Below are 24,144 nucleotides of genomic sequence, written 5' to 3' on the forward strand. Positions count from 1 at the left end.
TAGGGATGGATCGTTGGGCTTACCCGGCTGATCTGATCGAGCTGTTTACTTGAAGCGTCAACCGAGCTTCGTGTCTAGTATAAACATGCATATGCATCCTTTATTCCAACTTCCCGGAACATTTTGGGAAAACTTTGAGTTCTACTAGCGGTAGAAGATTTCAGATCGCCCCGCATCTTTGAGAAACTGGTAAACATGCCCCAAGCAACTGTCCATCTGCTTCGCCATGGCGAGGTCCATAACCCCGATGGCGTCCTGTATGGTCGGCTGCCTGAATTCCACCTCTCCGAGCGCGGCCGGGAGATGGCCCGCATGCTGGCCGAGCACTTTGTGGTGCGCGCAGACCAGGGCGCCAGAATTGTCCATTTAGTGGCGTCGCCGCTGACGCGTGCCCAGGAAACCGCCATGCCCACGTCCGAGGCTCTGGGGCTGCCCATCACCACGGATCCGCGGATCATCGAGGCGGAAAACCACTTTGAGGGCCTCCACCCAACGCGGAGCGAATTCCTGAAGCCCAAGCACTGGTACTACTTCCGCAACCCCCTGCGGCCCTCCTGGGGCGAGCCCTACAAGGAGCAGGCAGCGCGCGTCATCGCCGCTGTGCAGGACGCCCGGCTCAAGGCCATCGAACTCGGCGGCGACGGAGCCGAAGCCATCATGGTCAGCCACCAATTGCCTATCTGGGCCACCCGGCTCTCAGCCGAAGGCCGCCGGCTGGCCCACGATCCGCGAAAGCGTGAGTGCACTTTGGCCTCGCTGACCTCCCTGGTTTTCGACGACGACGGCAAGGTGGCCCGCGTTGACTACAGCGAGCCCGCCGCTGTCCTCCTGCCCGGTGCCGCCAGCACCCCGGGAGCGTGAAAGGGAACCGTGGATAAGAAGAACGTCTCGCGCCGCGGCGCGCTCACTGCCGGTGGGGTCCTCCTTGCAGGGCTCACCATGGGACTCTCGGCCTGCGCCCAGCCGGACTCCCTGGCGGACCAGGCCCGCAAGGGAGACAACAAGAACTATGTTGCAGGCGACGGATCCGTCACCGAGTTCGCAAAGGCGGACCGCAGCGCTCCCGTGGCCCTCAAAGGCACCCTTTTCAACGGAACAACCGTGACCCCGGATGTCCTCAAGGGCAAAGTCACCGTCTTGAACTTCTGGTTCGCTGCATGCGCCCCCTGCCGTGTGGAAGCTCCGCAGTTGGAAGCCCTCCACCAGGAATTCAAGGACCAGGGCGTGCAGTTCTTCGGCGTCAACCTTCGAGACGAGAAGGCAACCGCCGAAGCTTTCGACAAGACCTTCAACCTGACGTACCCGAGCTTCAATGACAAGGATGGCGCGGTCCTCCTGTCGGTGTCCGGCATTGTTCCTCCGAACGCCGTTCCCACCACGCTTGTCCTCGACAAGGAAGGCAAAGTTGCCTCCCGCGTGCTCGGCGAGATTGAAAAGAGCACCCTCAAGGCCCTCATCACGTCCGCAGTGGCCGAGTAGTACCCATGAACAGTCCCTTTGCCGAGACCATCCTCAACGGATCATTGCTCCTGGCCGTGCCAGTGGCCTTGTTGGCGGGGCTCGTTTCCTTCCTCTCTCCGTGCGTCCTCCCGCTGGTGCCCGGTTATCTTGGCTACGTCACCGGGTTGAGCGGGGTTGACCTCCAGAAGCAGCGGCGGGGCCGCATGCTGGTGGGCATTGGACTGTTCGTGTTGGGTTTCTCGGTGATTTTCGTTTTGCTGGGCGGCGCCTTCGGCCAACTGGGCACGCTGCTTACGGGACCGCAGAACGCCTGGATCACGCAGTTGCTGGGCGTCCTGGTGATCATCATGGGCATCGTCTTCATGGGCGGGTTCGCGTGGTTCCAACGCGACGCCAAGATCCACGCCAAACCGCCCGCCGGCCTGTGGGGCGCTCCTCTGCTGGGGCTGACGTTCGGGCTGGGTTGGGCGCCGTGCATTGGGCCGACGTACTCCGCAGTGCAGTTGCTGAGCATGTCCGGGGGATCCTCGGCTGCGAAGGGCGCGCTGTTGGCGTTCGTGTACAGCCTGGGACTGGGGGTGCCCTTCCTGCTGATTGCCCTGGCCGTCCGCCGCGGCATGGGCGTGATGTCCTTCTTCCGTACACACCGCCTGGCGATCCAGCGGGTAGGCGGCGGCATTTTGATTCTGCTCGGCATCCTGATGGCCACCGGCGTGTGGGGCCACTGGGTGACCGAGTTGCAGTACTGGTTCCAAACCGATGTGAAGTTGCCGATCTGATGAGCGAGTCCGTGAAATCCAAGAAGAACGCCGCCAAAGGCAGTGACACAGGCCTGACCACAGGCAACCCCGGCGAGGACAAGCTGAAAAAGGCCAAGTCCGATGCCGCACTGCCCACCCTGGGCATCCTGGGCATGCTCCGGTGGGCCTGGACCCAGCTCACCAGCATGCGGACCGCGCTGTTCCTCCTGCTCCTACTGGCCATTGCGGCAGTGCCGGGTTCGCTGTTTCCGCAGCGTCCGGCCAACCCGGTCACCGTCACGGACTGGATCAAGAACAACCCCACCTTCGGGCCTTTCCTTGATGCCCTCCAGATGTTCGACGTGTACTCGTCGGCGTGGTTCTCGGCCATCTACCTCCTGCTTTTCATCTCGCTGATCGGCTGCGTCACTCCGCGTGCCATTGCGCATTACAAGGCGATGAAGTCACAGCCGCCGCGCACGCCCAAGCGTTTGTCCCGGCTGCCGGAGTACGGCACCCTGGCGCTGCCCGCCGACGCCGGGATCCCGGCGTCGAAGGCCATCACCGATGCCGCCGGGCTGCTCAAGAAGCGCGGCTACCGCGTTGAGGTGCGGGACGCCGACGGCGCGCTGCCGAGCGTCGGTGCCGAACGCGGCTTCATGAAGGAAGTCGGCAATCTGGTGTTCCACACCTCGTTGATCGGCGTGCTGGTCTCCGTGGCCATCGGCGGACTGTTCGGCTACAGCGGCCAGCGGATCCTGGTGGAGGGTGAAACGTTCGTCAACACCTTGGTGGGCTACGACCAGTTCTCGCCGGGAACCAACTTCCAAAGCGCCTGGCTGCAGCCGTACTCGGTCCGGTTGGACAAGTTCCAGGCGACCTTCGACAGGGAATCGCCCAACAAGACCGGCCAGCCGATCGACTACACGGCCGAGGTGACCACCAAGGAAAACCCTGATGCCCCGGAGCAAAAGGAAGTGCTGAAGGTCAACGACCCCATTTCCTTGGGCGGGACAAGCCTGTACCTCACCGGCAACGGCTATGCGCCGGTGGTCACTGTCCGCGACGGTGACGGCAATATCGCCTTCCAGGGCCCGGTCACTGCGAAGGTCCAGGGCGCCAACTACTACTCATCGGTGGTCATCAAGGTCCCGGACGGCAAGCCGGACCAGCTCGGCTTCAACGGGTTCTTCCTGCCCACAGAATTCAAGTCCGAAGACGGAATCTCCTACAGCGGCGATCCCCAACTCATCAATCCGACGCTGACCCTGGACTCCTACTACGGCGACCTGGGCTTGGACAAGGGCGTACCTCAGAACGTCTTTGAGCTGGACGTGAAGGACCTGACCCAGCTAAACGGCCGGAAACTCGATACCGGTGGTATCTCGCTGGCCTTGGGTGATACCGCCACTCTCCCGGAGGGCAAAGGCAGCATAACCTTTGACACCGTCAAGAAGTACGTGGGCGTGGACATCCACCACAACCCCGGTCAGTTGTACGCCCTGATCTTCGGCCTGCTTGCGGTGGGCGGCCTTGTCTTGTCCCTGTACGTGGGACGCCGCCGCGTCTGGGTCCGCACCGGAACCCACCAGGACGGCCGGACCATGGTGGAATACGGCCTGCTGGCACGCGGTGAGGACCACCGCCTTGCCGGGGAGGCCGCCGCGTTGCGCGAACTCTTCGCCCGGGAATGGCGGGTGGCCGACACCACCAAATCTTCCCACTCCGTCTCTTCCCCAACCCCGAAGGACCAGTAATGCCCGCTATCAACGAAACCCTGGGCCAGTACAGCGAGCTGTTCATGCTGCTGGCCGCCGGCACGTACACCGTGGCGTTCATCGCGTTTGCGTGGGACCTGGCGAAGAGCAGCAAGACGCTCCGGGCCGTCGACCTGAAGGCGGCCGCCAGCGCCACCGCCGGTAAAGTGGCCGTCGCCGCCGGGCGGGTGGGCCTGGGTGCTTCGGACACCGCCGGACCGGCAGACCGCGGCGAGCGTCCGACGTCGGGCACTACCGTTACGGAAGCCACTGCGGCAGGCGACATGAAGTATGGCGGCGAACGACGCGCACCTGCGCGCGTCGCCGTCGCCCTGTCCATCCTTGGCGTGCTGATCCATGCCGCCGGCGTGGTGACGCGGGCCCTCGGCGCGGGCCGCGTGCCGTGGGGCAACATGTACGAGTTCCTCACCACCGGTGCGTTCGTGGCCGTGGCCGTGTTCCTGATCGCCTTGATCCGGCGCGACCTGCGCTTCCTTGGCACGTTCGTGATCGGCCTGGCCATCATCATGCTGGTTGCCGCTTCGGTGGCTTTCTGGACCCCCGTTGGCCACCTGGTGCCGGCCTTGCAGAGCTACTGGCTGATCATCCACGTCTCCATCGCGGTGTTGTCGTCAGCACTCTTCACCCTGACGTTCGCCATGTCGGCGCTGCAGTTGCTGCAGTCGTACCGCCAGAAGAACCTTGCCGCGGGCCGTCGGGACAACCTCGCCTTCATGAGGGTGGTCCCCAACGCGCTGAGCCTTGAGAACCTTTCCTACCGCATCAACACGGTGGCTTTCGTGGGCTGGACATTCACGCTCATGTTTGGCGCGATCTGGGCCGAAAAGGCATGGGGACGCTTCTGGGGCTGGGATCCCAAGGAGGTCTGGACGTTCGTGATCTGGGTTGTCTACGCCGGTTACCTGCACGCCCGCGCCACCCGGGGATGGACCGGAACCCGTGCGGCCTGGTTGTCGATTGTGGGCTACGCCTGCGTGATCATCAACTTCACGCTGGTGAACACGGTCTTCAACGGATTGCACTCCTACTCCGGGCTGTAGGCCTTCCAGTGGCCTGAACTGGGCTTTCTCCATCGAGTCGACTATCACTTGGAGAGAGCCCGGCAGGAACCCGAAATTAAGCTGTCGCCTGTCAAAGGCAAGTGTTACCTTATGTGGACCCCGCTTGTGATGAAGACCGCATGCGCCATGCCATGTTCTTTTTCGAGGTAACCATGAGCTATGTTCTCGCCATTGACGTCGGGACAAGTTTTACCGCGGCAGCCGTGCTCAGGCCCGGCCAGGGCTCCACCAGCGCGCCGGAAGTACTCCCCCTGGGACTCCACGGAAGCGCCGTGCCCTCCGTCCTCTACTACGCGGAGGACGGCCGGGTCCTTGTGGGCGAAGCGGCCGAGCGGCGCGGCCTGGACGATCCCCGGCGCATGGTCAGGGAGTTCAAACGACGCATCGGTGACTCCGTTCCCCTGTCAGTGGGGGACGGCTGGCTGGCACCGGAGGACGTTTTCGCCGCCCTGGCTCACTGGGTGGTGGCCAAGGCCGAAGAGCGCGAGGGTGGTCCAGCCTCCTCGATCGTCATGACGCACCCGGCCTCCTGGGGCCACCACCGGACATCCGTGGTTCTGGCGGCGCTCAACCTGGCGGGCCTGGGGGACATCCGCCTCATCAGCGAGCCGGAGGCCGCAGCCCTCCACTACGCCTCGCAAACCAGGGTGGAGGACGGCAGCACCATCGCGGTGTACGACCTCGGCGGGGGCACTTTCGATACCGCGATCCTCCGCAAGGCCGGAGCCAATCGGTTCGAACTGATCGGCCATCCGGACGGCATTGAAACCTTGGGCGGCGCCGATTTCGACGCCGCTGTTTTGCGTCACGTGGTGGCGCATCTGGGAGACGCCGTCCAGGCCCTGGACGCGGACGATCCTGCAACCCTTTCGGCCTTGTCCCGGCTCAAGAGGGAATGCCGTGAAGCCAAGGAAGCGCTCTCCCTGGACAGCGAAACCAGCATTTCCGTTGCGCTTCCGGGCACGCAGCAGGCCATCCGGCTGGTCCGGTCCGAGTTCGAGGCGATGATCGAGCCGCAGGTCCAGGACACCCTGGATGCCCTGGGGCGGAGCCTGCAGGCCGTCCACGTGGAACCTGCGGATTTGACGGCTGTTCTCTTGATCGGTGGATCGTCGCGTATTCCGTTGGTGGCCGAGTTGGTTTCGGCGGAACTTGAACGGCCCGTCGCGGTTGATGCCGATCCGAAGTCGTCCATTTGCCTCGGCGCGGCGCTTTCGGCGAGCCCGGCGCTTTCGGCGAGCCCCGCCCTTTCCGGCGGCTCTGCGGCGCCGGCGGTGGATGGCCGGCCGGCGGACGGTGGGGCAGCCGCCGTTGCGGCCGGTTTGCCCGCGCTGGCAGGCCACCACACCCGGGGCTTGGGCCCGGTGGCGCGTCCCGGCGTCGGGCATGGACGGACGGCACTGTCCGCGCTCAAGCAGGCGGCAGCGGGCACGTCGAAAGCAGGGCGGCACGCGCCGCGCTCCCGGATGAGGATGACGGCTGCCGCTGCTGCCGCCGCCACTGTGCTGACGATCCTCACCGCCACGGCGGCCCAAACTCCCGAGGGAGCGGGCTTGTTGTCTGTCTTCGCGGCCCAAGGATCCGACGTGATGCGCGACGGCGGCACGAAGGCCGGCGGGGGACAGGCTGCTGGCGCCCCGGGCACGAAAGCCGGGGAAGCCCCCGCCGCAGGCCAGGCCGGCAGGGGTTTGGACGCTTCCGTCAGGACGGGCACGGCCCGGACCGCCAGCGGAACCGGGCAGAAGGGGGCTGCGCCGAACGGTGGTCCGGCGGCCGGCAGCGGAGGGACCCCAGCTGCCGGAAACGGGCCGACCGCTCCGGCACCGGGTACGCCGGGCGCCTCCACACCCGGGACGCCTACGTCCGCGCCTGCTCCAGGCACCGTCACACCGGTGCCGACCCCCACCGGGGGCGCTGCGAGTGGGCCGGCTCCAGAGCCCACCACCACCCCAACCCAACCACCTGTGACTACTCCGGCCGACCCGCCACCCACCACCGTGCCGGACCCCACCACTCCCGCACCCGAGCCGACAACCCAAGCACCGCCGCCTCCGCCGCCCGCGACCCAGGACCCCGTACCTTCGGAACCCGTCACGGAACAGGCACCCCCGCCAACTCCAACTGCGACGAGCCCGGGCGAAACTCCTGCTCCGACCGCGGTGGCTTAGGCGATGACGGAACAGGACCATACTGAGGCAACCCCGGGGCGCGGGCATGGCCTTGAAGGCACGACGGCGGCCGTCCGGGAGTTGCTCCTGGCATTGGCTGTCGGGTTCACCTTGCCATCGCCATTGCCTGCTTCCCTGAAACGACGCCAGGACCTGGAGCACCTCAGGGAAACTGCCACGGAAGCGGGGCTTTTGCTTCCGGACGGTTCCTTGGTTGGGACGGCACACCATGCGCTCCTGCACGGCACCCCGGATGCCATCATCCATGCGCTGCAGCGGGAGCTGGTGGACACTTACCGTGCAGATGGCCGGCCGTTGGGCGGGCTGGCCCGGGAACTTGCCCGGGGTGGCCTGCGGCACCCCCAGGTGGCAGCGGAACTCGAAGAAGCGGCCGAGGAAGCGCTCGAATCCGATCCCGGGTTGGCCTCCGCGCTGTTTGCGGAATCCTTGCTGTCCGGAGCCAAGGAACTGCCCAAGGCAGCGCGGCGTGCACAGGCAGCCGCGGCCACCGGAGACCTTGACGCCGCGGGCCGCCTGGTGGACCGCTTGCTGGCCCTGCCCGAACCGCCGGAGCTTGCTTTGGGCGTCGACGTGGCTGCCGCCGTATGGGCCGAGCGGGGAATGCTGTCCCGCAGTGCCGATACATACCGTTGGCTGGGTCCTGAACGGATGGGCACCTCGGCCCCGCTGGCCGCCTTGGCAATGATCGGCTCCGGCGACGTGGCGGGCGGGCACGGCGTCCTGGCAGATGGCGGGTCCATGGGGTCGCCCACGCTTTTGGCTGTGGCGTTATCCCTCATGGGGGACGGCCTGCGCCGAACATTGGAATCCTCGCCGGAGCTGGGGCTCTCGGAGCTGATCCGGGCCTCGGACATGATGAACGCGGCGGGCGTGGCTGCTCCGATGCCCGAGATACCGGCCGTCCTGGCCGCACTGTGCGCCCTGCACAGCGGCGAGCCGGCGGTGGCGGACACCGTGGTGAGGGCCGCCCTGGCCGCCTCCCAGGGTGGCGATACCGCCAGGCCGCGGTTGTTCCTGCTGCAGGCGTGGTGCGCCATGCAACAGGACAACCCGGACGACGCCAGGCTTGCCATCAACGAGGCCGTCAAAGCCAACCCTTGGGATCTCGCGCCGAGGGACCGGTTCCTTCGAGCCGCCCTTGAGCTTGGCCTCGCGCGGCGAAGCGGCGAAGTCCATCAACTGGTCCTGGCCTGGGACCACGCCCGTGAAGCCATGATGCACGTCTCTGTGGACCTCTACAGCCTGCTGCCGTGGGGCGAAGTGCTCATTACCGCTGCCCGCCTGCGCGAAACGGGTCGTGTGGCCCACTACCTGCAGGGCGCTTGGGAGCTGCTGGACCGCCTGGAGAACCCGGTGCTGTGGTCTGTCCCGTTGCACTGGGCTGCCGTCCAGGCGGCGCTGTTGGGCGAGAACCCGGCAGAGTTGGCCCCGCACGCCACGGCGCTGGTGCGCGCCTCCGGGCACAGCCACTACGCGGCCATGTTGGCCGCCGGCGGCAAAGCCTGGGTCTCGGTCCTCGCCGGGCGCTTTATGGCGTCCGACGTCGAAACGGCGGCCCGCGGGTTGGCCGCCGTCGGGATGCCATGGGAAGGGGCCCGGCTGGCAGGTCACGCGGCCGCACGGGCCGATGAACGCCGGGACATGGTGAAGCTGCTGGCGTGCGCCCGGGACATCCATCCCCAAGGAAGCGCCGCGCAACCGGAAGCCCACCAGGATCCACCTGCGGGCATAGGGGCCCCCGAAACGGCCGAGGCTTCCGGACTGAGTGCGCGCGAGAAGGAAGTTGCCAGGCTTGTGCTGGAGGGCAAGACCTACCGGGAAATCGGCGATGCGATCTACATTTCGCCCAGGACTGCCGAGCACCATGTGGCCCGCATGCGGCGCCGTTTGGGGGCGGAGAACCGCTCGGAACTCCTGGTCCGGCTGCGCTTGGCGTTGGGCGACGCGCACCCACCCCACGCATGACCCCCCTCCACCCCCTAACGGGCCGGCGCCGGATCCCCTAACGCGGGCGCCGCCGGTAGGGGGACAGCCCCCGATGCCCCCGCCGTCCCCCTGGCCATAGCTTGAAGGCAAGCCCGGCAAAGGCGCCGGGCGTTCTCCACCCAACACAGAATGTGAGGGAGCGTTCCCATGCCAACACTTGCACAACAGCTCGTACAGTTCCTGATGAGCCTGTTCAACAATCCGGAAGCCGCAGAGGACTTTGTCCGAGACCCGGAAGCCGCCCTTTCCGCCGCCGGACTTGGGCACGTTTCCTCCGCCGATGTGGATGCCGTCCGGCCCGTGGTCCTGGACTACGCTCCGATCAACGCGCGTTCGTCGTTCGACCGTGAGTACAACACCGGCGGCAACCACGCCACCACGGGCGGGGGCGGGGCAGCGGGACATCCCGCTCCGCAGCACAACGGCGGCAACGGCAACACCGGTGGTTGGGATGATCACGACGACGATCATGGCCACGGTGGTGGCGGTGGCGGTTGGGATGGCCACGACGACGATCACGGCCACGGTGGTGGCGGTGGCGGTTGGGATGGCCACGACGACGATCATGGCCACGGTGGTGGCGGCGGCGGTGGAGACTGGGACGACCACGCCCACGCCGTGCAGCAGCTCGTCCACGTGGTGAACAACTACTCCTACACCACCAACATCGATGACCGCGACACGATCAACGACCAGTCCGTCAACCAGAACATCTGGGCCAACGGCGATGTCAACCAGATGTTCAACCAGGAGGCCGTCATCGCCTCGGGCGACGGCGCCATTGCGGCCGGCGACGACGTGAAGGACTCGGGCAACACCACCACGACAACCACTACCACCACCACGACGAACACCGACAACTCCGATGACCACTCGCTGAACATCACCAACGGCGACGGTGAAGTCAACGTGGGCAACACGGACATCGACGTCAGGGACTCGTTCAACGACAACTCGGACCACTCGGTGACCAAGGACTCGTACAACACGGACGATTCCTACAACACCGATGTTGACCTGGACGTGGATATCAGGGACTCCTTCAACGAGGACAACTCCACAACGACGGACAACTCCGACCACTCGATCAACGATTCGTACAACGACAACTCGGATAACTCGGACAACTCCGTGGACAACTCGGACAACTCGACGAACGTTGCCATTGCGGACTCGTTCAACGACAACTCGGATAATTCCGACAACTCGGACAACTCGATCAACGATTCGTACAACGACAACTCGGTCACCGACAACAGCGACAACTCGGACAATTCGACGAATGTCGCCGATTCCTTCAACGGCAACGGATCGGGTAACACGGACAACTCGGTGAATGACTCGTTCAACGGGAATACGGATAACTCGGTCAACGACTCGATCGTCGTGGCGGACAACGAACTCGATGTGGACTACACCAACATCGAGGACAACACCGTCATTGCGGACAACGAGCTCGACGTCGAGTACAACGACATTGACGATTCGCTGGTGGTGGCCAAGAACGACGTGGACATCGACTGACAAAGGAGTTGATTGCGGCGTAAGTACAGACCGGAAGCAATCCCCAGCAGTGCCCGGCAGGCGGGAAACCACCTGCCGGGCATTTCGCCGGTTCTGAAGATGAAGGTTCGGGAGCAGAGGAGCAACTGTGGCGGGAACGGAACGCATGGCCGCCCTGGTGGAACAGGGCATGGAACTGGCGGGGGAGAGGAACGACCTTCGCCGACGCCTGGAGCAAACCCGCGGGCGGTTGCGTGATCCGAGCGTCCGGGTGATCGTTGTTGGTGAGTTCAAGCAAGGCAAGAGCAAGCTCATCAACGCCCTGGTCAATGCTCCGGTATGCCCGGTGGATGACGACATCGCCACCTCGGTTCCCACGGTGGTCAAGCACGGCGATCCCGCGTCCGCTGCAGTCCTGGTCCCCAAGGACACTCCGGGCCAGGGGGACACGCCGTCACTGGAAAATCCTCCCGGTGATCCGCAGCTGGAGCGCCGACCGGTGGACATCAACCAGCTCGCAGCCTACGTCTCGGAAGCCGGGAACCCCGGGAATACCAAGAACCTGGTTGCGGCTGAGGTGGCGTTGCCCCGGCAACTCCTTGCAGGTGGACTGACGATTGTGGACTCCCCGGGCGTGGGCGGATTGGGATCCTCGCATACCCTGACCACGTTGACGGCCCTTCCCTCGGCCCACGCGGTGGTGTTCGTTTCCGATGCCTCCCAGGAATACACCGAGCCGGAAATCAGGTTCCTTCGCCAAGCCATGCGGGTCAGCCCGAACGTTTTGTGCGTCCTCTCGAAGACCGACCTCTACCCGGCCTGGCGGCAGATCGCAGAGCTCGACCGCCAGCACCTCTTCGACGTCGCACCGGAGATGACGCTGCTGCCCGTCTCCTCCGAACTGCGACTCCAGGCCGCACGCCTGCAGGACAGGGAGCTGAACGAGGAGTCCGGGTTTCCCGCGTTGATCGCCTACCTGCGGGACACCATCGAAGGGCGGGCGGCAGCAATCCGGCAGAAATCCGTGCAGCACGACCTCGTGTCCGTTACCGAGCACCTGAGGCTCTCCCTGCAGTCCGAGCTCGCGGCCTTGGAAAACCCGGACGGCACGCCCCAAATGATCGCTGACCTGGAAACCGCGAAGCAGGAAGCAGACGCCCTGCGTAAGCGTTCGGCCCGCTGGCAGACCACCCTGAACGATGGGATCGGGGATCTCATCGCGGACATGGAATACGACCTCCGGGACCGGTTGAGGCGTATCCAACGCGAGGCGGAGAACGCCATCGACCAGGGGGACCCGGGACCTGCCTGGGAACAGTTCTCGCTCTGGCTGGAACAAAGCGCCGCGGCCGCCATCTCCGACACCTTCGTCTGGACCAGCGAACGGGCCCAATGGCTTGCCAACCAGGTCGCTGAACACTTCTCCGAGGAAGAAGTGGCCCTCCCGCTGACCCAGGTGGCCGATACTGGCGGAGTCCTGGATCCCGTGAGCGAGATGCCCACCATGGAGGACGGAAGGATGGCCCCGCTCCAGAAGGTGCTGATCGGAATGCGGGGTTCTTACGGTGGCGTGCTGATGTTCGGCCTCCTGACAGGCATCTTCGGCATGGCCCTGATCAACCCCCTGTCCGTGGGTGCCGGACTCCTGCTGGGCCGCAAGGCGTACCGGGAAGAGAAGGAAGCGCGCCTCAAACGCCGCCAGGCAGAGGCCAAAGCGCTGGTCCGCAAACAGGTTGACGACGTCGTGTTCCAAGTGGGGAAGCAGCTCAAGGACAGGCTGCGCCTGGTTCAGCGGGCCACCAGGGACCATTTCACCGAGATCGCGGACGAACACCACCGTTCCCTGACGGATTCGGTGGCGGCAGCCCAGAAAGCCGCTGCGACGTTCGCCGTCGAGCGGGACCTGCGCATCAAGGACATCCGGTTCCAGCTCAAGAAGGTGGACGCGCTGGCCCAGGCCGCGGCTGCGCTCCAGGACGGGGTCTCACCCAGTGCCCAACCGTCCGCTGTCAGGGCGGGATGAAGGCCATGGAGGACTCCGGCATCGCCGAAGCTGCCGGGCTCCTCGCCAAAGCCCGGGAGGTCTTCCATGGAGATCCCGGCGCCATGACCGTGCTGGACGAGCTCGACGAAAGGCTCTCCGGGCCACTGCGCATTGCCGTGGCAGGGATGGTCAAAGCCGGAAAGTCCACCCTCCTCAATGCGATCATCGGAGAGGAAATCGCGCCAACCGATGCAGGAGAGTGCACCAGGATCGTCACGTGGTACCGGCACGGACCCACACCGCGTGTCACCCTCTTCCCAGTGCACGGTGAACCGCGTCCGTTGCCGGTGACCCGGGAGGACGGACGCCTTGTGTTCCCCCTGGGCGGCATCAAGGCCGAAGACGTGGAGCGCCTGGTGGTGGATTGGCCGGCTGCGGGCCTGAAGGACCTGACCCTGATCGACACCCCCGGAATCGCGTCACTCTCCCAGGATGTTTCAGGCCGGTCAACGGCTTTCCTGCTGCCCGAAGACGCGCCCTCAGCCGCCGACGCCGTCATCTACCTCATGCGCCACATGCATGCCTCGGATGTGCGGTTCCTGGAATCGTTCAGGGACAAAGCGGCGGGGCAATCGGGGACCGTCAACGCGCTTGCCGTGTTGTCCAGGGCGGATGAGATCGGCGCCGGGAGGATCGACTCCCTGATTTCCGCCGCAGTGATCGCCGACCGCTACAGCCGCGACGGGAACCTGAAACCACTGGCCCTCGGCGTCGTACCGGTTGCGGGGCTGCTGGCGCAGAGTTCCCGGACCATGCGGCAAAGCGACTATGAGGCATTGGTGTCCCTCGCGAGCCTTGGGAAGCCCGCATGGGAACGGATCATGCTGTCCGCGGACCGCTTTGTCCGGGCCACTGAGCCCACCGGAATCGCAGCGGAAACCAGGGTTTCGCTCATTGAACGCTTCGGTCTCTTCGGCATCAGGCTGGGCGTTGCCCTGGTTCGGGGCGGGCTCGACGATCCAACCGCACTGGCCCACGAGCTGGCCCGGCGGAGCGGTCTGGGCCAACTGCTCCAAAGCATCGCCTCGTTGTTTCAAACCCGTGCCGAAGCCCTCAAGGCGCGCGCCGCCGTCGTGGGTTTGGAAGCATTGCTGCGAAACCCGGCCCCGGAAGACGCAACCTCACTGGTGACGGCGTTGGAGCGGCTCCAGGCGGGAGCGCACGAGTTCAGGGAACTCAGGCTGTTGGCAGCCCTCCGGACCAGCGGCGTGGGGCTCGCCCCGGATGCAGCGGCCGAGGCCGAACGCCTGGTGGGTGGATCCGGGACGGGAGCTGCGCTGAGACTGGGCCTCCCTGACGATTCAGGCGAAGACAGTGTCAGCGACGCTGCCCGGGCGTGCCTGGACCGCTGGCGTGCGATCGCGGAGAACCCACTGACGGAACCGGCTGCCGTGGGCGCATGCCGCGTGGTGATCCGCAGTTGCGAAGGGATGCTCGCGGCGATTCCGGCCAGACGATGAACGCCCTCGCCTAGCCGCGTCCTCCTCGATTCGGGGTCACCGGCGGGGCCGTCCGTCCACGCCGGAGCCACGCCGACACCGACGGCAGGAACAACAGGATGAGGCCGGCCGCGGCGAGGATGTACTGCGCTGCAAGCAGGAAGGTTGCCAGCACTCCGTCGGCGCCGGGAGCGATGACGAAGTCGGCGATCACCACCGTCACTACAGCGTGCAACAGGACCACGGGAGCAAGCGCCCACCGCGCCCACCCGCGGTGCCGGAAGACGACGGCCAGCAGGACGGCTTCCATGGCTGTCACCAGCGCGAGCATGCCCAGGCTGCCGAGGAACACGACGGCGGTGGCACCGTCGAGTGCCCTGGCGTCCCCGTCCGGGACCATCCCACCGATGACGCCCTTGAGGCGTTCGAAATGAGCGTTGCGGCCCAGGAAATCCGTCAGGATGACGCCGAAGCCCGCCAGGAAGCTGGCCAGCCACAAGGTCCGGGCCCAACGGGCAGGGCCGGGCGGGCGCACGGCGACCGCAATCGGTGGGGGTGCCGAAACGGACACGCCTGGGCGTGGCGGTGGTGCTGGGGTGTTCAGAGGTGGCCCGCTGAGAGGCGTCCCGGTTTGTGCTTGGAGAGACCGCGATTCATCAGCTTGTTGGGCCATGTTCCCTACTTCAGTTCGTCTGTGTCAGGGCTTTGTGAATCCTTGAGCTTGCGCTCCTTGGCCTCGAGGTCGGCTTTGAGCTTCTTGAGCCGCTCTTCTTCAGCCTGGTTCCGGCGTCGGGCTTCCAGGTTACGGAGGAATTCGGGGTCGTCGTCCGGAGCCGTGGGGTAGCTGCGGACCGGCTTGGCTGAGGGCCTCCCGTAGGGGCGGCCGAAAATGAACCAAAGAATGGCACCCAGCACCGGGAGAACGATCATCACCACGATCCAGGCCGGCTTGGAAATGCCGCGCGTGCTTCGGCTGTCAGTGCGAATGACATCGATAAGGGCGTACACGAACACAACCAGGACGACGACGATGCCAACAACGCGGAGCATGCACCAAGTCTAGTCGCCGAAAGCCGTTCGCTGGATCCCTCATGGAGGCCGTGATCAGAGTGCAACCATCCGGGCGGCTAAACTTGGATGGTGGCTTTCCTGAAGTATTCCCTGATCCGTTTGGCGCTCTTCGTGCCGTTGTTCGTGCTTTTCTACTTTTTGGGGACGGGTGCGATCCTGGCTGTGGTCTGTGCCGGCGTGATCGCCTTCGCCATCAGCTACCTGTTTTTCCAGAAGCAGCGGGATGCCGCAACAGGGGCCATGCGTGAGCGTTTCTCCGGCCGGGCCAAGCCGCTGCGCTCCGCCGGCGAAGTGGACGACGCCGCTGCCGAGGACTCCCTGGTGGAACAAAACCCGGACGTTGCCATCAACAATGACAAGCGCCCGGGTTCCGTCTAGGGACCTTCCGGCTGGATTCAGATCCGCGTCAGGATCAGCCCCAGCGAGAACAGCAGACTGTAGCCGAGGTTGATCAGGCCCGTCTGCTTCAGTACCGGGATAAGGCTCTTGCGCTTCTTCCCGTTGACCATGAGCCAGGCCGGCATGAGGCAGGCCGGGATCAGCAGCAGCACGATCAGCATCCACGGCTTGGTGGGTGCCAGCACCACCACCAACAGGATGGCGACGCCGAGCATCAGCACATAGCTTTCACGCGCGTGCCTGTCGCCCAAACGCACCGCCAGAGTCCGCTTCCCGGCGGCGGTGTCCGTGGGGATGTCCCGGACATTGTTGGCCATGAGCAGCGCGCAGGCGATGAGTCCGGTGCCGATCGCTCCGATCACCGCCGCCAGGCTGACCTGCCCTGCCTGCGTGTACGTGGTTCCCAGTGTTGCCACGAGCCCGAAGAACACGAAGACGAAGACGTCGCCCAGTCCGAGGTAGCCGTATGGGTTCTTGCCACCGGTGTAGCCCCACGCCGCCAGGACGCAGCCGATACCTACCAGGATGAGCCACCACGTCTGGGTGATGATCACCAGGATGAGGCCGCACACCATGGCCAAGCCGAAGAGGCCGAACGCAGCCCACTTCACGTGTTCCGGCTTGGCCACGCCGGAGCCCACCAGGCGCAGCGGCCCCACGCGGTCCTCGTCGGTGCCGCGGATGCCGTCGGAGTAGTCGTTGGCGTAGTTGACGCCGATCTGGAGCAACAGGGCCACGAGTGCCGCCAGGATCGCGTTGGGCAGCCGGAAAGCATGGAGTTCGAAGGCCGCAGCCGAGCCGATCAGGACCGGCGCAATCGCTGCGGGCAGTGTGCGGAGCCGGGCTCCTTGAATCCATTGTGCAGCTGTCGCCACGTGCAGTACCTCGTGTGTTGGGGGTTGATCTTCAGTCAGGTTCGTTAAGGCAGAACCTGTCTATTGTCCCTGATGCAGGGCTTCGAGCTGTTCGATCATGGCCAGCCTGTCCGGCTTTCCGTTGGGGAGCATGGGCAGTTCGCTGACCGCAAGCACGGTTTTCGGGGCCAAAACACCCAGTGCGGCCTCGCGCTTCGCAGTGAATCCGCGGATGCCCTCGCGTGTTGGATCCGCCACGGCCACCACCGCAGCTACGGCCTGTCCCCACTCGCGCGACGGGACGCCTGCCACGAAAGCCGCCGTCACGCCGTCGAGCCCTTCCAGCTTTTCCTGGATGTACGCGGCGGAAGCCTTGACCCCGCCGGTGATGATGACGTCGTCGGCGCGGCCCAGGACGGTGAGCTTGCCCTCCGGCGACATCTCGCCCAGGTCGCCGGTGACGTACCAGCGGGTGTCGTTGTCCTCGAAGAAGGCCTCGGGGCCGTTCTCCAGGTAGCCGGCTGCGACAGTCGCACCGCCCAGCAGGATGCGTCCCTCCAGTTCGCCCTCGCCAAGGCGGATTTCGACGCCGTCCAGCGGCTCGCCGTCGTACACGCAGCCGCCGCACGTCTCGGCCGAGCCGTATGTGGTGACGACGTTGAGCCCTTCCGCGTGTGCCACGGCGAGGAGCTCGGCCGATGCCGGTGCGCCACCCAACAGGATCGCGTTGAACCGGCGAAGGACCGCGAGGGTTTCCGGGGCGGGGGAGTCCAGGAGACGCTGCAACTGGGTGGGTACCAAGGACGTGAAACGGATCTTGTCCGTGAGCTCTTCCGCGGCCGTCGTGAAGGCTTCAGGGGTGAAACCGTTCGACTGGTCCATCACCCACGGACGGGTTCCGGCGTAGAGGGACCGGACCAGTACCTGGACACCCGCAACGTATTGCAGCGGCAGCGCCAAGAGCCACTGCCCCTCACCGCGCAGCGCCACGGCCGTACCCACCGACGACGCCGCGAGGGCATCGATGGTGAGGACGGTTGCCTTGGGAGTCCCGGTGGAACCGGAGGTGCGGACCACCACTGCGGCGTCCTCGACGCCGGTTTCCACGGGAACCGCGCTCGGCCGGCCCGCTTCATCCGTGACGATCTCGACGGCGGGACCCTCGCCTTGGAGGGCAGCGGCCAGTGCTTTGAGGATCGGATCAATGTCCAAGGGAGGTCCTAGAAGTAGTAGGGGAAGTTGGACCAGTCGGGATCGCGCTTCTGGAGGAACGCTTCCTTGCCCTCCACGGCTTCGTCCGTCATGTAGGCCAGGCGCGTTGCCTCGCCGGCGAAGACCTGTTGGCCGGCCAGTCCATCGTCCGCGAGGTTGAACGCGAACTTGAGCATGCGGATGGCCTGGGGTGACTGCCGGGCGATGTCCGCGGCGTACTCCAACGCGACTTCTTCAAGGCGCTCGTGGTCCACGGCCTCGTTGACGGCGCCCATGCGGACCATGTCCTCGGCGGAGTATTCGCGGGCCAGGAAGAAGATCTCGCGCGCGGCCTTCTGCCCGATCTGGCGGGCCAGCAGCGCGGAGCCGTAACCGGCGTCGAAACTTCCCACGGTGGCGTCGGTCTGCTTGAACTTGCCGTGCTCGCGGGAGGCGATGGTGAGGTCGCTGACCACGTGCAGCGAGTGACCGCCACCCGCCGCCCAACCGTTGACGACGGCGATGACCACCTTGGGCATGGTCCGCATCAGGCGCTGTACTTCCAGGATGTGGAGGCGGCCCGCGCGGGCTGGATCGATGGATTCCTGCGTCTCGCCGTCTGCGTAGCGGTAGCCGTCCCGCCCGCGGATCCGCTGGTCGCCGCCGGAACAGAACGAATGGCCGCCGTCTTTTTCGGAAGGCCCGTTGCCCGTGAGCAGTACGGTGGCGACGTCCGGGGTCATGCGGGCATGGTCCATGGCGCGGTAGAGCTCGTCCACCGTGCCGGGACGGAAGGCGTTGCGGACCTCGGGCCTGTTGAAGGCGATGCGGACCGTGGGGAGGTCTTTGACTCCGTCAGCCGTCCGCTCAACCTGCCGGTGGTACGTCATGTCCTTGAAGTCATCGAAGCCGGAAACGGTGCGCCAGCGCGTGGGGTCAAAGACGTCGGAAACCTTGGCAGGGAGTTGGTTGTTCACAGACCGAGTCTAGTCAGTTGGGAAGGAGCTCCGCGGGGACCGCGTAGATCAGGACCACGGCGAGCAGGTTCTTGGCGGCGTGGACCAGGTAGGAGAACATCAGGTTCTTGCCTGTCCACACGTACACGCCCACCAGGACCACGGCCATGCCCAGGTAGGGTGCCAACGCGGACAGCTCAAGGCCCTCCCTGCCAATGGTGTGGATCGAAGCGAACACCACAGTCGACACAATGCAGCAGATCCAGATGTTGACGTACTGGGACAACTTCCCGATCAGCAGGTGCCGGAACAGGTACTCCTCAACGAACGGGCCAAGGAGCACCAACAGGGGAACCATGAGCCAGGCGGGCACGTGCTGCAGCAGGCCCTGGATGCCCATTTGGTTCTCTGAACTCTGCGCGCCACCCAGTGCTGCAACCAGGATCGCCGTCATGATCAGCATGACCACCACGGCCAGGGGGACCATGCCCAGCGTGAACCACGGCCGGGTGCCCAGGATCCGGAAGTCCCGCCCCACCACGCGCCAGGCCGAAGCCAGCGCGAAGATTCCGACGGCGGCATAGAAGATCGCGTTCACGGCATAGGACGCCGTGGCCGGCTCCGGGAAAAACTGCAGCATGAGCCGTTCCACCGATGCGCCGGCAAAGGTGAAGTAGGCAGTGAAGCCCACATAGGCCACGACGGCGGCAGCATCAAGGATGTTGAACCGGTACAGCCTGGTTTGCGTCGAAAGGGAGCCCATGTGACCAGCCTATCTTTGCCGTTCCCGACTTGACTGGACAGCGTCCGCCCGGGCAGGCTGGAGCGATGGAGTCCTAACAGCAGCCCCTTCTTCCGGCTGCCTTCCCAGTGCCCACATGGCGTTCTGCCATTAACTGCGGACCTGCAAGGACATCTCTTGACCCATCATCTTCACCTTTCCGGCGTTTCCCACGGCTACGGGGACCGCGAACTTTTCACGTCCGTCGATGTGGTGGTCCACCACGGTGAACATCTTGCTGTCGTTGGCGAAAACGGCGCAGGCAAGTCCACGCTGTTGCGCCTGCTGGCCGGTGAGGAAACGCCCGACGGCGGCACGGCCGGCCCGTTGGGCACCGGCGGGTACCGCGTGGGTTACCTCGCACAGACCCACGGACTTCCCTCCCATTTGACGGTGGCGGATGCCATCGACGCCTCCCTTTCCTCGCTGCGGTCCTTGGAAGCCCGGATGGCGGACTTGGAGGAGAACCTGGCCGCGGCGGACCAGGAGTCCATGGACCTCTACGGGCAGCTCAGCACCATGTACCAGCTCCGGGAGGGGTACGCCGCCGAATCCCGCGTGGACGCAGCGCTGGACAAGCTGGGGCTGGGAGGCGTGGACCGCCGTCGGACGCTTTCCTCCCTGTCCGGAGGCGAACAGGAACGGGTGGCACTGGCCTGTTTGCTGGCCGACCCGGCCGATGCCCTGCTCCTCGACGAGCCCACCAACCATCTGGACGCCACCGGAACCGAGTGGCTGGAGTCCCGGCTGACCGCCCACCGGGGGACCGTCGTCGTGATTTCGCATGACCGGGTCCTGTTGCGGAAGCTGGCCACCACCGTGATCGAAGTGGATGCTGACCGTCGCTCAGTGACGCGGTACGGCAACGGCTACGAGGGATACCTGGGCGAGAAGGCGGCTGAGCGTGCCCGATGGGTGCAGCAGTACGACGCGTGGATTGATGCCATGGCCGCCGAGAAACGGCAGGCCGCGACGGTGGCGGACGGCATGGGGTATGGCCGCAGGCGCGACAACGACAAGATGGCGTTCGGTGTGAAAACCGGCACGTGGGAAAGGGCCGCGGCAAGCAAGGTCCGCAATGCCAATGAGCGGCTTCGCCGGCTGGAAGAGAACCCTGTTGAAAGGCCGCCCGTGCCGCTGACGTTGGCGGCCTCGCTTGACGGGCTCGACGGCGCCATTGAGGCATCCGGTGTTGCCGTTCCCGGACGCCTCGAGCCGACGTCCCTCCGGGTATCGGCCGGCGACAAAATGCTCCTGACCGGGCCAAACGGGGCTGGGAAGTCAACCTTGCTGTCCGTGCTCGCGGGGGATTCCGAAGACTACGCGGGCGAGGTGCGACGTGTGGGCACCGTGGGCTATCTGCGGCAGGAACTGGACATCCCGGCCAAACCAGGGCTCCGGCTTCTCCCGGCATTTGCGGCTGGGCTGGGCGGGAACATCGACGAGCATGCCGAGGCTTTGCTTCGACTGGGGCTCTTCCGGCCCGCCGAGTTCCACGTTCCGGTGGGGAGCCTCTCTGCCGGACAGCAACGGCGCCTCGCGTTGGCCCGACTGCTCCTGGGCGGCTTCGACACCCTGGTCCTGGACGAACCCACCAACCACTTGGCGCCGGTGCTCGTGGAACAACTCGAGGAGGCGCTCGCGGGTTTTGGCGGCACCGTGCTGATCGTGAGCCATGACCGTGCGCTGGGCGAGTGGTTCGATGGCTGCGCGTTGGCCGGAGGCGGGAACTGGGTGCGTCGGCGGATGGTGGACGGGACCCTCCTCTAGCAACGCGGGGTCGCTTAGGGCCTATGTTGCGCTGCCGGATGGGCCATGAGTGACCCCGCGTTGCTCGCCGACGGCAAGGGTTTGTTGCCTGCGTCACGAGCTCCGCGTCATATGCCGTAAGATGGACGGGTTGCCCGAACGTTCGGCGTTCTGCGGTCTGCGTCACACAGAGGATTCCTCAACGAGGAAAAATCCGAATTTTGTGTGCCGGATCGGCCCCTGCTCCGGCACCGGCGCAACCACAACAGCAATACCCCAACCCACAAGGAACAGCTGTGCCGCAAAGTACTCCCACAGATCTCCAGAGCCCCAAGGCGTCATCCGCCGGCGGGAGCTCCACCCTCAGTGCCGAGGGTTACCAGAAGACCCTGAGCCGCCGTCACGTGACCATGATCGCGATGGGCGGCGCGATCGGCGTCGGTCTCTTCATGGGTGCCGGTGGCCGCCTGGCCTCCACGGGTCCGGCCCTGATTTTCTCCTACGCGATTGCGGGCGTCATCGCCTACCTGCTGATGCGCGCGCTCGGCGAACTGATCATGTACCGGCAGACGTCCGGTTCGTTCGTGAGCTACGCCGGTGAAATGTTCGGCAAGAAGGGTGCCTACCTGTCCGGGTGGATGTACTTCATCAACTGGGCCATGACCGGCATCGCCGAACTCATCGCGATCGGCCTGTACTTCCAGTTCTTCTTCCCGAACGTGCCCGTGGAACTGTCCGCCATCGCAGCGCTGGTGCTGTTGGTGGCCGTGAACCTGTTCAGCGTCAAGGCATTCGGTGAATTCGAGTTCTGGGCTTCCTGCTTGAAGGTCGCCGCTATCGTGATCTTCCTGGCCGTGGGCACTTTCATGGTGGTCACCAACGCCCAGGTCGGTGCGGGCCATGCTTCCGTGGGCAACCTCTTCCACGATGAAGGCGGCATGTTCCCCAAGGGCGGCCTGGTGATGATCCTGGTCCTGAACGCCGTGATCTTCGCCTACAACGCCATCGAGCTCGTCGGTATTACCGCTGGCGAGATGGAGAATCCGGAACGTGAAGTGCCCAAGGCGATCCGCGCCGTCGTGATCCGCATTGTTGTCTTCTACGTCGGTTCAGTGACCCTGCTCGCCATGCTGCTGCCGTCCGACCAGTACAAGGCCGGCACCTCGCCGTTCGTCACCGTGTTCGGGCAGATGGGCCTGGGCTGGATGGGCGATGTGATGAACATGATCGTTATCACCGCCGCGCTGTCTTCCTGCAACTCGGGCCTGTACTCGATCGGCCGGATCTTCCGCACCATGGCCAACAACGGGCACGCCCCGCAGTGGCTGACCAAGATGTCCACCCGCCACGTGCCGTATGCGGCCATCCTCGCGATCGGCGGCGTTTACCTGGTGGGTATCCTCCTCAACATCTGGCTGGGCGGTTCCCACGCCTTCGACCTCGCCCTCAACACGGCCTCCATCGGCGTGATCTTCACGTGGGGTTCGATCTTCGCGAGCCAGATCGCGCTGCGCAAGAAACGCGGCAAGGTCTCCTCCCTGCCGATGCCCGGTTCGCCGGGGACCAGCTGGTTGGGCCTCATTGCCCTGCTGGCCATCACGGTGCTGATCGGCTTCGACACCGTCACGGACAAGGCCACCGGCGATGTGTTCCTGTTGGGCCTGTGGACCCTGGCGACCATCCCGTTCTTCGCCCTGGTCCTCTGGCTCGGCTGGCAGAAGGTCAAGAACAACCAGCCCAAGAGCGAGCTGTTCTCGTAACCAACTGACTGGCACTTGTTGTTGTTTTGAGCCCTTCAGAACAACAACAAGTGCCAGCTACTTTTCTGCCCAGCCGTGGTCGATGAGGGCCGCCCTGACTTTGGCGACGGCGGCTCCGGCATCGTTCCTCATGTGGCGCTTTGAAATCCGGACCAGCGTCCATCCGGCGCGACTGTAATCCTCCTCACGCTCGATATCCCTGACGATCTGCGCAGGATCCGAATGTCCTTCGCCTTCGTACTCGACACCTACGCGCTCCGACCGATAGCCCAGGTCGGGTTGACGCACGACGCCGAAACCAAGTTCCGTAGGCTGGTTGACTTCCGGTTCGGGCAGCCCAGCCCGCTCGAGTGCCAGCCGTAGCTTGGTTTCAGGCGCTGAATCTGCTCCCACCCGCGCCTGCTCCAAGGCCAGCCGGGCTTTACGGATTCCCGGTGTTCCCTTGTGCCGGTCCAACATCTCTTCCAAATCATCACGTGAGCAGAATGGCTCGCTTCGCCCTTCCAGATGGGGCCGTGGCCGACGCAGCAGGTGATCCGCCACCACGGTGATTTCGTCGATTGCCATCTTGCGGGCACAGTCGAGCCAAGTGCGTGCCCTCGTCGTGATCAGCAGACCGTTGTGGTTGGTAATCTCGTCCTCGAAAAACTGTCCAACGTGTCCTTGGACCCCTTTGCGCCGGGGAATCGCCATGGTGTCAGGACGGGAAATGTGAATGGTGGGCTCGTTGCTGCCCGGCAGGAAGCCCGGAAATCCCCATATGACAAAAGCTGTGGCATGAGAGGCAGCCGAGAACGGCGTCACAACGGTATAAGGCCGTATGGCCTGCGGCAGTTCTGCTTCGCCGGGATGTGGGGAGCGGATTCCCCTGCTGGGTGCATCAAGCCCGCGGTGCCTTAACCGCTGCCGCGAGATGCCGGCGTCGAGCGCTTCCTGCCAGGTGAAAGGCGCCCTGCTCAGGTGACGTGGCAACTCCTTGGGGATACGCATTTCCCCATGCTGGCAAAACCTCTGCGGGCATGTGCGGTTATCCACAGGCCAAACGCAGCCGACCCCATCTGACTGGCACTTGTTGTTGTTCCCAGCCGGCGGTTTCTAGCGGTTATCGCAACAGGAAGGTTCTGATCATCTCATTTGGGGTGCAGAAGTCGAATCGTTGGCGGGGTCTGTCGTTGAGTTCGT

General features: G+C 65.0%; 20 protein-coding genes. 13 read left to right on the top strand and 7 right to left on the bottom strand.

The genetic code is table 11. The features are described from left to right. Window positions 1-195 precede the first annotated feature (195 nt). The 10 genes from ACIQTZ_RS16270 (at window position 196) to ACIQTZ_RS16315 (ending at window position 14,222) form a co-directional block, all read left to right on the top strand. A complete protein-coding gene (locus tag ACIQTZ_RS16270; RefSeq protein ID WP_397325586.1) occupies window positions 196-861 on the top strand; it encodes a histidine phosphatase family protein in 666 nt (221 codons plus the stop codon). Between the two features lie 78 nt (window positions 862-939). Next, complete coding sequence (locus ACIQTZ_RS16275; RefSeq protein ID WP_400337184.1) at window positions 940-1,479, top strand: TlpA family protein disulfide reductase; 540 nt, start codon at window positions 940-942, stop codon at window positions 1,477-1,479. 5 nt (window positions 1,480-1,484) lie between these two features. Beyond that, window positions 1,485-2,240: a cytochrome c biogenesis CcdA family protein gene (locus ACIQTZ_RS16280; protein WP_400337131.1), complete on the top strand. Its 756-nt coding sequence runs from the start codon at window positions 1,485-1,487 to the stop codon at window positions 2,238-2,240. Then, the gene (locus ACIQTZ_RS16285; RefSeq protein ID WP_402982258.1) at window positions 2,240-3,958 is read left to right on the top strand and encodes a cytochrome c biogenesis protein ResB; all 1,719 of its coding nucleotides are present in this window, start codon (window positions 2,240-2,242) and stop codon (window positions 3,956-3,958) included. The genes ACIQTZ_RS16280 and ACIQTZ_RS16285 overlap by 1 nt, the downstream gene beginning before the upstream one ends. Next, the gene (ccsB, locus tag ACIQTZ_RS16290; RefSeq protein WP_400337135.1) at window positions 3,958-5,019 is read left to right on the top strand and encodes a c-type cytochrome biogenesis protein CcsB; all 1,062 of its coding nucleotides are present in this window, start codon (window positions 3,958-3,960) and stop codon (window positions 5,017-5,019) included. Before ACIQTZ_RS16285 ends, ccsB begins: the two co-directional genes overlap by 1 nt. Before the next feature lie 140 nt (window positions 5,020-5,159). Next, window positions 5,160-7,208 carry an Hsp70 family protein gene (locus ACIQTZ_RS16295; protein WP_402982259.1) on the top strand — a complete coding sequence of 683 codons (2,049 nt, stop codon included), beginning with the start codon at window positions 5,160-5,162 and terminating at the stop codon, window positions 7,206-7,208. Between the two features lie 3 nt (window positions 7,209-7,211). Further along, window positions 7,212-9,194 (top strand): LuxR C-terminal-related transcriptional regulator, encoded by a 1,983-nt coding sequence (locus tag ACIQTZ_RS16300; RefSeq protein ID WP_402982261.1) that lies wholly within the window; start codon window positions 7,212-7,214, stop codon window positions 9,192-9,194. 168 nt (window positions 9,195-9,362) lie between these two features. After that, window positions 9,363-10,739, top strand: a complete 1,377-nt coding sequence (locus tag ACIQTZ_RS16305; protein ID WP_402982263.1) for an IniB N-terminal domain-containing protein — start codon at window positions 9,363-9,365, stop codon at window positions 10,737-10,739. Window positions 10,740-10,884: 145 nt separating this feature from the next. Beyond that, on the top strand, window positions 10,885-12,741 hold the full coding sequence (locus ACIQTZ_RS16310; RefSeq protein WP_402982285.1) for a dynamin family protein: 1,857 nt from the start codon (window positions 10,885-10,887) through the stop codon (window positions 12,739-12,741). Between the two features lie 5 nt (window positions 12,742-12,746). Continuing rightward, window positions 12,747-14,222, top strand: a complete 1,476-nt coding sequence (locus ACIQTZ_RS16315; RefSeq protein WP_402982287.1) for a dynamin family protein — start codon at window positions 12,747-12,749, stop codon at window positions 14,220-14,222. Window positions 14,223-14,232: 10 nt separating this feature from the next. Here ACIQTZ_RS16315 and ACIQTZ_RS16320 read toward each other — a convergent pair whose 3' ends face one another. Together ACIQTZ_RS16320 and ACIQTZ_RS16325 are read right to left on the bottom strand one after the other, a co-directional pair. After that, window positions 14,233-14,736, bottom strand: coding sequence for a hypothetical protein (locus ACIQTZ_RS16320; RefSeq protein ID WP_402982264.1), 504 nt, complete (start codon window positions 14,734-14,736; stop codon window positions 14,233-14,235). A 143-nt stretch (window positions 14,737-14,879) separates the two neighbouring features. Further along, window positions 14,880-15,251, bottom strand: a complete 372-nt coding sequence (locus ACIQTZ_RS16325) for a PLD nuclease N-terminal domain-containing protein (protein WP_402982266.1) — start codon at window positions 15,249-15,251, stop codon at window positions 14,880-14,882. A gap of 87 nt (window positions 15,252-15,338) precedes the next feature. On the opposite strand from ACIQTZ_RS16325, the gene ACIQTZ_RS16330 reads away from it, so the two are divergent. Next, complete coding sequence (locus tag ACIQTZ_RS16330) at window positions 15,339-15,650, top strand: DUF4229 domain-containing protein (protein ID WP_402948259.1); 312 nt, start codon at window positions 15,339-15,341, stop codon at window positions 15,648-15,650. Window positions 15,651-15,667: 17 nt separating this feature from the next. Here the strand turns inward: ACIQTZ_RS16330 and ACIQTZ_RS16335 are convergent, their stop codons facing one another. From ACIQTZ_RS16335 to ACIQTZ_RS16350, 4 genes are read right to left on the bottom strand one after another with little or no spacing between them, the layout of a single operon-like run. After that, window positions 15,668-16,546: a 1,4-dihydroxy-2-naphthoate polyprenyltransferase gene (locus tag ACIQTZ_RS16335; protein ID WP_400272011.1), complete on the bottom strand. Its 879-nt coding sequence runs from the start codon at window positions 16,544-16,546 to the stop codon at window positions 15,668-15,670. A 60-nt stretch (window positions 16,547-16,606) separates the two neighbouring features. Beyond that, on the bottom strand, window positions 16,607-17,737 hold the full coding sequence (locus ACIQTZ_RS16340; protein WP_402982268.1) for an AMP-binding protein: 1,131 nt from the start codon (window positions 17,735-17,737) through the stop codon (window positions 16,607-16,609). 8 nt (window positions 17,738-17,745) lie between these two features. Beyond that, a complete protein-coding gene (locus tag ACIQTZ_RS16345) occupies window positions 17,746-18,693 on the bottom strand; it encodes a 1,4-dihydroxy-2-naphthoyl-CoA synthase (protein WP_402982270.1) in 948 nt (315 codons plus the stop codon). A 13-nt stretch (window positions 18,694-18,706) separates the two neighbouring features. Then, window positions 18,707-19,435, bottom strand: coding sequence for a lysostaphin resistance A-like protein (locus ACIQTZ_RS16350; RefSeq protein ID WP_402982272.1), 729 nt, complete (start codon window positions 19,433-19,435; stop codon window positions 18,707-18,709). Between the two features lie 156 nt (window positions 19,436-19,591). On the opposite strand from ACIQTZ_RS16350, the gene ACIQTZ_RS16355 reads away from it, so the two are divergent. Both ACIQTZ_RS16355 and ACIQTZ_RS16360 read left to right on the top strand, forming a co-directional pair. Then, complete coding sequence (locus ACIQTZ_RS16355; protein WP_402982274.1) at window positions 19,592-21,223, top strand: ABC-F family ATP-binding cassette domain-containing protein; 1,632 nt, start codon at window positions 19,592-19,594, stop codon at window positions 21,221-21,223. A 275-nt stretch (window positions 21,224-21,498) separates the two neighbouring features. Further along, window positions 21,499-22,962 (top strand): amino acid permease, encoded by a 1,464-nt coding sequence (locus ACIQTZ_RS16360; protein ID WP_402982275.1) that lies wholly within the window; start codon window positions 21,499-21,501, stop codon window positions 22,960-22,962. A gap of 57 nt (window positions 22,963-23,019) precedes the next feature. On the opposite strand, the gene ACIQTZ_RS16365 is transcribed toward ACIQTZ_RS16360, so the two are convergent. Further along, on the bottom strand, window positions 23,020-23,952 hold the full coding sequence (locus tag ACIQTZ_RS16365) for a hypothetical protein (protein ID WP_402982277.1): 933 nt from the start codon (window positions 23,950-23,952) through the stop codon (window positions 23,020-23,022). Between the last annotated feature and the right edge of the window lie 192 nt (window positions 23,953-24,144).

Source organism: Paenarthrobacter sp. NPDC090520 (assembly GCF_044769205.1).
Classification (GTDB): Bacteria; Actinomycetota; Actinomycetes; order Actinomycetales; family Micrococcaceae; genus Arthrobacter.